Source organism: Microlunatus sp. M237, assembly GCF_056896895.1.
The window spans coordinates 59653-70523 of the sequence record NZ_JBXHBL010000006.1 but is presented as its reverse complement, the minus strand read 5'-3'; the positions used below and the strand labels follow the sequence as shown (position 1 = coordinate 70523).

Genomic DNA, 10871 nt, shown 5'->3' with positions numbered 1-10871 from the left:
ACTTGCAGCTCGCCCACCGGAAGCCGAGTGCTAGACGTCACCGGCACCGTAATAACACCCGTCGCCCCATTAATACGCCACGTCACCGCCCAATACGCAGTAGCCGTAACCGTGTACTCCTTCAACGGCAACGAAGGAACCCGATACGTATACCCACACGACGGCGACACCTTCGCATCAGGAACACCCGACGTCCACCTCGTCCCCCCACCCCCACACCGAACAACAGACCCATCACCCATCCGAAACACCACGCTACCCACACGCGCATCCAACGACACACTCAAATTAGCCACCGACTGCGAAACCGGCCCAACACGAGTCACACCATCAACCCACAACCACAACGGATACCCCACCACAGCCATCTTCCACTCATTCAAACCCGGCGACGGCCCAATCCCCGGCGGCACCGACGGCAACTGCAACTGAGCAACCGCCAGATACGCCACCTGCTCCGGCGAAACCACCACCGCCCGATCCTCATCACCCCCAACCGACTCATCCACACGATCACCAACCACCAACTCATCCCCACCAATGCTCGGCCGAGACGGACCAAGACACAAAGACGACGCATCACCCACGCTCGTCAGCGGAACATTCGCGTTAAGGCATTCGCTCTGCGATGCCAACTCGGCCTGGAATCGCTCAACAGCGGCCCGGACTTGAGCCTGGGCTCGGTCCACAGGTTCGACGATCGAACGCCGCTTCGAGTTTTTCGGTATCCCGGGTTGATCCACGGTCGGACGCTTTGCCCTCACGGGCGGCGATTGCAACCGAGACTTCGCCTCAGCTCTGATTTTAGTTCCGGTACGCGAAACACCCGACGAGTCAATCGGCAGGGCTGTCGCAGGAGAGCAGCAAAGGATGGAGATTGCGATCGTGAGGCCACCTGCCGCCATCAAGCGCCGGTGCATGACATCACCTCCGCTGTATCTGCATCCCATATCTTCCAGTGCCCCTCAACGAGACGGAAGTAGACGTGTCCTTCAGCCATGCCACCTCTCCCGAGCTCACGACCATCCCGATCTCGCACGCGGTTCATAGAGCCGTCCTCACAGACATACATAGCAATTTCTTCCGCGGGCGCACTTGCCCGTTTGCGAGTCGGAGCAGGCACGACTGCGGTGATGTTAAAACCGTGCGAAGCAAATAGCGCATTAGCTTTCTGGTCACGCAGATAGCCGGCGACGTGTGTGAGGTAGGGTCCTGCGGCGTTCGCCTTCATCGTTGGCGTCGGACTCGATGACCCTCCGGCTTTGGCTAGCCGGTTCCACTCGGCCACAAACGCCCGATAGCCTCTCTCTGCCTCAGCAAATGCCTCGGTCTCTTTCCGCTGCCTATCTGCCTCGTCCGCACTGCACGGACCAGCGGTCCCTTCTGAACAGGTCCAGGTGGGAGATGGCTTAGGCGTGGGGGGTTTCGCGCCATCGGATGTCGTACACGAACCCATCCCCAAGCACAGCGCGGCGAGAACGAGCCCGAGCAGCTTCAACGACACACTGTCACGCCGCAGCACCCGTCACCTCCTCGGATGCCCCGATCCTGCCAGGAACCGACAGCAATCGAAACCCCCACAGCAACTCCTGTGGACCCTCCGGTCGTACCCGAAATCCTCTTCGTCTGGTCGTGATCCTCTAGCAGCGCGTGTCTCCCCCACTCCGCGACAGGGCACCTGTTCAGCACGTGCTCGCCGCCTATGATCTTCTCTGAGTGCGCCTCAGGCCGCTCCAAAGCCTCCGCGTCCCGCTTCTCGATGGCGGCTGTGCGTTCGCGGGAACGCCTGACGTACCGCGAGTCTTCGACCTGCGGCCGGGCGACGCGCTTCCCTCAAGCGTCCGAGCGCGCCGTGAGCAGGTATGAATGAGCTGACCTGTCGAGGTCAGCAAAAGCATCGATGCGCAGGCCTAGACGATCGCCGAGTGCCAGTCGCAGCGCGCAGGTCGACACTCGGCGGGTGGCGTCGGCCTAGCGGACGCCCTTCTAGGTCGGGATGCGGGGACGAGTCGCTGGGGCTGGTGGAGGATGACGACGGCTTGGTTCTAGACCGCCACCGGCGAGGATCGGCGTGTTTCGAAGCCCTGGGAGATACTTCAAGATTGGGCATGTGGGAGGCTGCTGGTCATGTCCGAGATGATGCAGAGCGCGCAGCGTGCTCAGTCACTGGCGCTGGCGGCCCTGACCTTGGCGGTAGGCGCTCAGGGCGCGCTACTGGTGCTGGGGTTTGCCGGCGTGGTGTGGGGGCTGGCGAGTAACGGGGTCGTGCGCTGTCTGTTCGGGGTGGTGTGCCTCGTCCTTGGTCTGCTGGCGCTACGGATCGCGTCCATCTCGTTCGACGCCAGCAAGGGGACCGTTCGGATCAACGCGCACAAGAAGCCAGCCGCCGCACCCGTACGGACCACGACGCCAGCCCCTCCGGCGGTGCTACCCAATACCTGATCTTGCCGGGTCACGGACTCGAGGCGTCTTGTCTGTGCCCCAGCTGCTTGTCGTGCGGCTGGACGCCGCGGTGGCTTAGCGCTCGAAGCCCTGCTGGCCCTTTGATTCGCGACCGGCCTGGATCGAGGCTGATCGACCAACTCAACGTTGCGCCGCCTGGTCCAGCTGCTTGCCCATGACCTGCGCGTCGAGTCCCAACTGACCGACCGGCTGCCAGCCGCGAGAGCGGCAGAGCCTGACCGCTGGATCGTCCGGATCGGCCGATGTGCTGAGCGGAGCGCGTTTGTGCGTCAGTCCGGCGAGCAGCGCGTCGTGCAGCGCCCCGCCCGTTCCCTGGCCGCGAGCCGCCGTCAGTACAGCCAGTTCGACGAACTAGAAGTGGCCGCCCACCCAACGCTCCACAGCGGTGCCGAGTCTTTCGACGACCATGTCGGACCAGAACTGACCGCGCTGTCCGGTGTATCCCCAACTAAAGCCAACCATCCGGCTCTGGTCATCATGGGCCGTGCCCAGTCGGTAGCCAGCACGACCGCGATGCCGATCCCACACCTCCGAACTCCACTCCTCCGCGTCGTCGACTGGACCGAACGTGGCCTCCCAGATCTTCAGCACCTCCTCCTGAAAAGGCGCGGCTGCCTCGGCGTCATGCACCATCACGGTCACCATCCTTCAACTCCCTCTAGTCCAGCCACGACTGAGCGGCCCGCTATCACGTTTGTGCTCACCGAATTGGTGGTGTTCTTGTCGCCTCAGCGTGGCGCGATGCATGCTCGCCGGATCGATCACAGGGCACCATCTCACTGCGAGCATTAACGAGCAACCCCATCGAGTTCTGCGCTGGCGACCAAACGATCCTCCAACCTGCGGCCAGAGAAATCATTCAGTCAGCCGAGCCTGCAGCAGCCAGGTCCGCACTGATGCAGACGGACACGCTCAGACGCCCGGGGCTAGGTTGGCTAGGGCACTACTGACCACGACGTGCTGGCGGCAGTTCACCTTGATACCAACCGTGAGGTAGGTCCACTATTAAAGTGGAGCCAGCCCATTGCTGAGATTTGCCGGGTTCTGAAGTGACGGCCACGATCATCCGGTGACTAGCACTTGCAGCTCGCCCACCGGAAGCCGAGTGCTAGACGTCACCGGCACCGTAATAACACCCGTCGCCCCATTAATACGCCACGTCACCGCCCAATACGCAGTAGCCGTAACCGTGTACTCCTTCAACGGCAACGAAGGAACCCGATACGTATACCCACACGACGGCGACACCTTCGCATCAGGAACACCCGACGTCCACCTCGTCCCCCCACCCCCACACCGAACAACAGACCCATCACCCATCCGAAACACCACGCTACCCACACGCGCATCCAACGACACACTCAAATTAGCCACCGACTGCGAAACCGGCCCAACACGAGTCACACCATCAACCCACAACCACAACGGATACCCCACCACAGCCATCTTCCACTCATTCAAACCCGGCGACGGCCCAATCCCCGGCGGCACCGACGGCAACTGCAACTGAGCAACCGCCAGATACGCCACCTGCTCCGGCGAAACCACCACCGCCCGATCCTCATCACCCCCAACCGACTCATCCACACGATCACCAACCACCAACTCATCCCCACCAATGCTCGGCCGAGACGGACCAAGACACAAAGACGACGCATCACCCACGCTCGTCAGCGGAACATTCGCGGACAGGCACTGTGCTTGCCTCGTTAGAGACGACTGATAGTCGCTGACAAGGCGTCCAACCGCTTCTTGTCTTGCATCGCGAGCTTCTCGAGAGGGTTGGACGGATGGCGACTTTGTCCTCGTCCTCGTCACACTGTCACCTTCCGTTTGTGACTTTCCTCTCGATCGGCTTGATGACGTCTCGCTTTGAACCCTGACCGTATCGCCCGAGACCACCACTCCATTCGAGTCCGAGACCTCAGCGCTGGCGAGAATGGGAGTCAGCAAGAGAATGATTGATGCTCCCAAGGTAATGATTATCCTCTGCCGCACTTCGATACCTTCTTCGTATCCGCATCCCAAATCAGCCATTTCCCAGACATCTGTCGTGCATAAACGTAGCCCTCCGAAACCTGACCAGCACCCAGCTTGCGGCCCTTACTGTCGGTTACCAAACTGTCCGATCCATCCTCACATACGGCGAGCGTCAAATCACCAGAAGAACCATCGGCGCGAGTTACCGTTGGGGCTGGCTTGACATAGATTACTGAGAATCCCTTTGTGACGCGCAAGCCATCGCGTCGCTGCTTTAACAGGAAACGACTGACATCAGTCAAGTAGGGGCCACCTGCGCTTTCCTTCATCGCTTGCGTGGCAGCTAGAGCACCGCCCGCTCGCGCTAAGCGGTTCCATTCCGAAGTGAAGTCGCGATAAGCTTTCTCTGCCTCAGCAAATGCCTCGGTCTCCTTCCGCTGCCTGTCTGCCTCGTCCACACTGCACGGACCAGCGGTCCCTTCTGAACAGGTCCAGGTGGGAGATGGCTTAAGCGTGGGTGTCGCGCCATCGGACGTCGTACACGAACCCATCCCCAAGCACAGCGCGGCGAGAACGAGCCCGAGCAGCTTCAACGACACGGTGTCACGCCGCAGCACCCGTCACCTCCCTCGGATGCCCCGATCCTGCCAGGAACCGACAGCAATCGAAACCCCCACAGCAACTCCTGTGGACCCCTTAGGCCGCACCCGAAGGCTTCTTGGTCTGCTTCACGATCCTCCAGCCGGCACCATCTCCCTCCACCAGACCCAGTTGCTCCAACGCCATCAGTTCCCTCAGGCAGACGGGAACGCTCAATCCCGCTGTCATCGCCACCTCCGTGACACTTGCTCGCCGCCCAGCCGGCACCGCTTCATAAACTCCGAGCCGGCCAGCGTCCAACTGGTCGACAGCGCGGCTCGGGCCGTGTGGGTAGGCCAGGGTGCCCTGCCCCATCTCCGACACCAACTCCAAGACGTCGGCGGCGCGGCTGACAAGAACGGCTTGACCCTCGCGAATCATCAGGTGCGGCGCCTCCGACATGCCGGAGTGCACAGGCCCCGGCACCGCCATCAGCGGGCGCCTACAGCCGACGGCCCAGCTCGCCGTGTTCCGGGCACCGGACCGCAGAGCGGCCTCCACCACGACGGTCCCCTGGGACAGCGCCGCGATGAGGCGGTTCCGGGCCAGGAACCTGACCCGCGTCGGTGTCGATCCCGGCGGGAGCTCTGAGACGATCAGGTGGTCCTTGGCGATCCAGGTGAGCAGGCTGGCGTTCCCACGGGGATAGGGCACGTCGACCCCGTTGGCCAGCACAGCGATGGTCGAACCGCGTACGGCCAGCGCGCCGCGATGGGCTGCGGCGTCGATGCCGAACGCGCCTCCCGAGACCACCGTGACGCCGCCCTCGGCGAGGTCCGCCGCCAGGTCCGTGGCCACACCGGTCCCGTAGGTGCTCGCCGCGCGCGACCCCACGATCGCCACTGCCTGCCGCACCATCGACGGCAGGTGACCCGGGCCGCGGAGCCAGAGTCCGAACGGGACGCCACCGCGCCGCTGAACAGGCTCGCAGTGCTGCAGATCCTCGACCGCTGATGGCCACTCCTCCTCACCGGGCACGACGAAGCGAACCGCGTACTCCTTGGCCCGGCGTGCCACCGCCTGCAGATCCACCTGCACCGCCCGCAGCGCGAGGGGCGCGCCGAGTGCGCCGGCCTTGACCGCCTGCCAGGTCTCCTCCGCGCCGACCCGCTGGACCAGTGCGGCGGCGTCGGGATCTCCGCTGTCCACGACACAGGACAGCGACATCCGTGCCAGCCGGTCAGCTCGCCGCTCGGTCATGACACGCTCCGCGCAGCGTTGTCGGCCGGCTCTCCACGACGCATGGCCACGGCCACCGCCACCTGCTCACGACCGGGTCGATCGCGACCGGCCAGATCCGCCAGCGTCCACGCCACCCGCAGGACCTTGTCCACGCCACGCGGGCTCAGCTTGCCGCGGCTGACGGCGTCCTCCACCAGGTTCAGCCCGTCGGGCAGCGGCAGCTGCCCACGCAGATACGGCCCCGACACCTCACCGTTGGTCTGCCACCCGGTGCCCGCCAACCGGTGTCGTTGCCGCTGCCGCGCCTCCAGGACCCGAGCCGCGACCACAGACGACGGTTCGCTCGGCTGCATCGCGGCCACCCGCAGGAACGCCTTCTTCATCGGTACGAACACCTGCTGAATGTCGATCCGGTCACGCACCGGGCCCGAGATCTTGTCGGCGTAGCGCCGAACCGCCATCGGTGGGCAGTGGCACTGGCCGCCCGGTGTGGCCGCCTGACCGCAGGGACAGGGGTTTGCGGCGATGATCAGCTGGAAGCGCGCCGGATAACGGGCCTGCACCTCACTCCGGCCGAGCGTGATGACGCCCGACTCCAGCGGGGTCCGCAGCGAGTCGAGCACCTTGACGCTGAACTCGGGCGCCTCGTCGAGAAACAGCACTCCCCGGTGGGCGCAGGAGATCGCACCCGGCTTCGCCATCCGACTGCCGCCACCGACGATGCTGGCCACCGATGCCGAATGGTGCGGGTCGGCGTACGGCGGTCGGGTGATGAGGCCGTCTGACAGATTGAACCCAGCCAGTGAGTGGATAGCCGACACCTCCAACGCCTCGGGTACCTCCAGATCCGGCAGCAGACCGGGCAGCCGCTCCGCCAGCATGGTCTTGCCCACGCCCGGCGGGCCGTGGAAGAAGAGGTGATGACGCCCGGCGGCCGCGACTTCGAGCGCCCACTTGGCCTCCAGCTGTCCGACGACGTCAACCAGGTCGCGGATGGTCGTGGCGCTGAGTGGATGCTCACCGGCCACCTCGATCGGCTCCACCACCGGCACCTGCTTGTTGCTCAGCAGGGCGACCAGCTGGCTCAGCGATGCCACGCCGAACACCTCGATCCCCTCGACCAGCTGCGCCTCCCCAGCCTGGCGGGCGGGAACGATAGCCCGAGTGAAGCCGGCCTGGGCTGCCGCCAGCACCGCCGGCAGGATGCCGCGTACCGGACGGACCCGACCATCCAGGCCGAGCTCACCCAGCAGCACCGTCTTCGCCAGCCGGTCACGGGGAAAGACCTCGTCGGCCGACAGCACGGCAGCGACGATGGCCAAGTCGTAGTGGCTGCCACCCTTGGGCAGAGTGGCGGGCGAGAGGTTGATGGTCAGCAATCCCTGGGGCCAGGCCTGGTCGGAGTTGCTGGTCGCCGCCTTGCACCGGTCACGCGCCTCGTACAGGGAGGTGTCGGGCAACCCGACGAGCACGGTTCGTGGCAGACCGCTGCCGATGTCGGCCTCCACCTCGACGATGCGGCCCTCCAGGCCGACCAGGGCGACCGACCACGAGCATGCCAGCGTCATCAGCCGATCCCCCGCACATGCGTGAGCCGCGGTGGCTCGCCACGCAACAGGACCACACCGATCGCATCCAGCCGTACGTCGCCGGCGTGCACACCCTCGGTCGTCAACCACTGCGCGGCGAGATGCCGCAGCCGGCGGAGCTTCGCCACGGTGATGGACTCCAACGGGTTCCCGAAGCCCAGCCCGGTGCGGCACTTCACCTCGCAGAACACGACAGTGTCGCCGCGGGCGCCGTGCTCCAGGGCGACGACGTCGATCTCACCGGCCGCGCAGCGCCAGTTGCGGACCAGCACCTGCATGCCCTGGCGCTCGAGCTCGGCGACGGCCAGCTCCTCGCCCTGCCTGCCCACCTGGGTCCGTGCCGACGGATCTCTCACCTGTGCCACCTCCGATGGGAGGCTGGGCGCTCAGGCGGTCAGCGGGGCGCCGCGGGGTGCCGGCTGTGGATCGTGCCTATCCGTGGGTGTGGAAAGGGGAAAGGTCAGCTGTCGCCGACGGACTTGGGCACCTCGAGGTCGCTATGGGCGATCTCCTCGATGGACACGTCTCGGAAGGTGAGCACCTTGGCGCTCTTCACGAACCGGGCCGGGCGATACATGTCCCACACCCAGGCGTCACCCATCGACACCTCGTAGTAGACGTCGCCGCCCTCGGTACGCACCTTCAGATCGACCGCGTTGCAAAGGTAGAACCGTCGCTCGGTCTCCACGGCGTAGGTGAAGATCCCGACCACGTCCTTGTACTCGCGGTACAGCTGGAGTTCGAGTTCGCTTTCGTACTGCTCAAGATCTTCGGCGCTCATGTCGGGAAAACTCTAACCGTTCGGGCCACGTTCTCGTAACGCATCCGGTGAGTCGCCGACGGTCCGTGGCGGTCGAGGCGTTCCTGGTGCAGTGGGGTGCAGTAGCCCTTGTGCACCGCGAAGTCGTATTCGGGGTGGACCTGGTCGAGCTCGCACATGATCCGGTCCCGGGTCACTTTGGCGATGACGGAGGCGGCAGCCACACAGGCCGCTACCCGGTCGCCCTTCCACACCGCCAGCCCGGGTACCCCCAGGCCATCGACGCTGAAACCGTCGGTCAGGACGTACGTCGGGGCGACGTCGAGGCGCAGCAGGGCCCGGCGCAGGGCGGAGATGTTGGCCACGTGCATGCCGAGTCGGTCGCACTCCCCCGGCTCGACGCTGACCACCGACCAGGCGACCGCCTTGTCCATGATCTCGGCATAGCAGCGTTCGCGTTGGGCGGCGCTGAGCAGCTTGGAGTCGCGCAGCCCGGTGATCTGCTTCGACTTTGCGTCGGACAAGATGACCGCCGCCGCGACGAGTGGACCGGCGCAGGCACCTCGTCCGGCCTCATCGGCCCCGGCGACGGGATCCAGCCCTGCTCGTTTGAGGGCGCGCTCATAGCCGTAGAGGCCGCTGTCGCGACGGACGCGGATGGCCAGGTCGGTCATCAGCAGGACACGCCTTCGGGTTCGATCACCGCTTTGTCCGGCGCAGGTTCGGTGGCAGCCGGCACCGCGTCGAAGGTGGCGGGATGGTGCAGGCGGGAGAAGCGCGAGAGCGGGGCCACGACGGCGAACGCCTGCCCGACGACCAGGTCGATGGGGACGAACGCCACCTGCCCCTGGCTCTGGCTGCCGGACACGTCGGAGAGGTGGCAGCGGGAGTCGGCGCTGGAGTCGCGGTGGTCGCCCATCACGAAGACCTTGTCCTTGGGTACGACGACCTTGAACTCGAGGTCCGACGGGGCGACCTGGAATCCGTCGGGGTCTCGATAGAGATAGCTGGTCTCGTCCAGCGGCTGCCCGTTGACGGTGATCCTGCCCTGGTCGTCACAGCACTCCACGGTGTCTCCCGGCATCCCGATGACCCGTTTGATGAGGTGCTCGCTGGACGTGTCGGGCAGGACGCCGATGGTCTCGAGTGCGTTGCCGATCGCGCCACGTTCCTCGACCGGCTCGTCCCCGAGCCAGCCGCCCGGGTCGGCGAAGACGACGACATCGCCGCGGGAGAAGTCGGTGATCTTCTGCACCACCACTCGGTCGTCGACCAGCAAGGTGTTCTCCATCGACCCGGACGGGATGATGAAGAGCTGACCGACGAACATCCGCAGCAGTGACGACACGATGATGGCACCGACCACGACGAATACGATCTCGCGGAGGAACCCGAGGAAGCGTCGACCGCCGCTCGGCGGGGCGCTGGCCCGCTCCCCGCGCTGGGTGGTGCTCAACAGTCCGCCTCGGGGCCGGCGACGATCATCGGCTGTTCCGGTGCGGGTGAGCGCCCGGCGGGGATGTCCTCGAAGGTGGCGGGAACGCGGAGCCGGGTCGCACTGTCCACGGGCCAGACCACGGCGAACGCGCGGCCGACCACGAGATCTTCTGACACGAACGCATTCCCACCTTTGACCGTATTGCCGTCGTCGTTGAGGTGGCAGCGCGAGTCGCGGCTGTTGTCGCGGAAGTCACCCAGGACGAAGATACGCCCTCGCGGCACCACCACGTCGAAGGCGATGTCGGACGGCGCGGCCTGGACGCCGTCGGGGCCGATGTGCAGATAGGCCGTCTCATCCAGTGCATGGGTGTTGACGGTGATCCGGCCTTCGGCGTCACAGCAGATCACCTGGTCGCCGGGCAGTCCGATGACCCGCTTGATCAGGTGGTTGGTGCCGGTATCGGGCAGTACACCGACGAACTCGAGTGCTTGGCCCACCGTGCCGCGTTCGACGGTCGACACGTCACTCAGCCAGCCCCCGGGATCCTTGAACACCACGACCTGGCCGCGTTTGAGCGTGCTCAGCTTCTCCGCGGCCACGCGGTCCTCGATCTGGAGGGTGTTCTCCATCGACGACGACGGGATGACGAACATCTGGCCGACGAAGCCGCGCAGCAACGAGGCCACCAGGACCGCGCCGACGACGACGACGAAGAGCTCTTTGACGAAGGCCACCGCATGCTGACCGAACGTCAGCCGGGCCGGCTCGGGCCGACCGTGACCAGGCGCTGCCTCGGCGTCCTCGGACACCTCAGCAG

Annotated in this window: 9 protein-coding genes and 1 pseudogene; 1 reads left to right on the top strand and 9 read right to left on the bottom strand. The window is 65.2% G+C overall.

The genetic code is table 11. The features are described from left to right. A pseudogene (locus AC1XX3_RS19115) lies at positions 1–743 on the bottom strand (hypothetical protein); the annotation flags it as partial. A 1384-nt stretch (positions 744–2127) separates the two neighbouring features. Between AC1XX3_RS19115 and AC1XX3_RS19110 the strand changes: the two are divergent. Beyond that, positions 2128–2442, top strand: coding sequence for a hypothetical protein (locus tag AC1XX3_RS19110; protein ID WP_483322775.1), 315 nt, complete (start codon positions 2128–2130; stop codon positions 2440–2442). 372 nt (positions 2443–2814) lie between these two features. On the opposite strand, the gene AC1XX3_RS19105 is transcribed toward AC1XX3_RS19110, so the two are convergent. From AC1XX3_RS19105 to lepB (AC1XX3_RS19070), 8 genes are all read right to left on the bottom strand, one after another. Then, positions 2815–3108 (bottom strand): hypothetical protein, encoded by a 294-nt coding sequence (locus tag AC1XX3_RS19105; RefSeq protein WP_483322774.1) that lies wholly within the window; start codon positions 3106–3108, stop codon positions 2815–2817. A gap of 2031 nt (positions 3109–5139) precedes the next feature. Continuing rightward, entirely contained in the window at positions 5140–6282 is a 1143-nt protein-coding gene (gene dprA, locus AC1XX3_RS19100; RefSeq protein ID WP_483322773.1) for a DNA-processing protein DprA, read from the bottom strand. Next, positions 6279–7832: a YifB family Mg chelatase-like AAA ATPase gene (locus AC1XX3_RS19095; protein ID WP_483322772.1), complete on the bottom strand. Its 1554-nt coding sequence runs from the start codon at positions 7830–7832 to the stop codon at positions 6279–6281. The genes dprA and AC1XX3_RS19095 overlap by 4 nt, the downstream gene beginning before the upstream one ends. Next, on the bottom strand, positions 7832–8209 hold the full coding sequence (locus tag AC1XX3_RS19090) for a YraN family protein (RefSeq protein WP_483322771.1): 378 nt from the start codon (positions 8207–8209) through the stop codon (positions 7832–7834). The genes AC1XX3_RS19095 and AC1XX3_RS19090 overlap by 1 nt, the downstream gene beginning before the upstream one ends. A gap of 104 nt (positions 8210–8313) precedes the next feature. Then, positions 8314–8634 carry a DUF2469 domain-containing protein gene (locus tag AC1XX3_RS19085; RefSeq protein ID WP_483322770.1) on the bottom strand — a complete coding sequence of 107 codons (321 nt, stop codon included), beginning with the start codon at positions 8632–8634 and terminating at the stop codon, positions 8314–8316. Further along, positions 8631–9287, bottom strand: coding sequence for a ribonuclease HII (locus AC1XX3_RS19080; RefSeq protein ID WP_483322769.1), 657 nt, complete (start codon positions 9285–9287; stop codon positions 8631–8633). The genes AC1XX3_RS19085 and AC1XX3_RS19080 overlap by 4 nt, the downstream gene beginning before the upstream one ends. Then, on the bottom strand, positions 9287–10069 hold the full coding sequence (lepB, locus tag AC1XX3_RS19075; protein ID WP_483322768.1) for a signal peptidase I: 783 nt from the start codon (positions 10067–10069) through the stop codon (positions 9287–9289). Before lepB (AC1XX3_RS19075) ends, AC1XX3_RS19080 begins: the two co-directional genes overlap by 1 nt. Beyond that, positions 10066–10863, bottom strand: a complete 798-nt coding sequence (lepB, locus tag AC1XX3_RS19070) for a signal peptidase I (RefSeq protein ID WP_483322767.1) — start codon at positions 10861–10863, stop codon at positions 10066–10068. The genes lepB (AC1XX3_RS19075) and lepB (AC1XX3_RS19070) overlap by 4 nt, the downstream gene beginning before the upstream one ends. Positions 10864–10871 lie beyond the last annotated feature (8 nt).

Excerpts from the sequence above, each read along its gene's own strand:
- dprA (WP_483322773.1), bottom strand. The coding sequence starts at position 6,282 with ATGACCGAGCGGCGAGCTGACCGGCTGGCACGGATGTCGCTGTCCTGT.
- AC1XX3_RS19095 (WP_483322772.1), bottom strand. The coding sequence starts at position 7,832 with ATGACGCTGGCATGCTCGTGGTCGGTCGCCCTGGTCGGCCTGGAGGGC.
- AC1XX3_RS19105 (WP_483322774.1), bottom strand. The coding sequence starts at position 3,108 with ATGGTGACCGTGATGGTGCATGACGCCGAGGCAGCCGCGCCTTTTCAG.
- AC1XX3_RS19085 (WP_483322770.1), bottom strand. The coding sequence starts at position 8,634 with ATGAGCGCCGAAGATCTTGAGCAGTACGAAAGCGAACTCGAACTCCAG.
- AC1XX3_RS19080 (WP_483322769.1), bottom strand. The coding sequence starts at position 9,287 with ATGACCGACCTGGCCATCCGCGTCCGTCGCGACAGCGGCCTCTACGGC.
- AC1XX3_RS19110 (WP_483322775.1), top strand. The coding sequence starts at position 2,128 with ATGTCCGAGATGATGCAGAGCGCGCAGCGTGCTCAGTCACTGGCGCTG.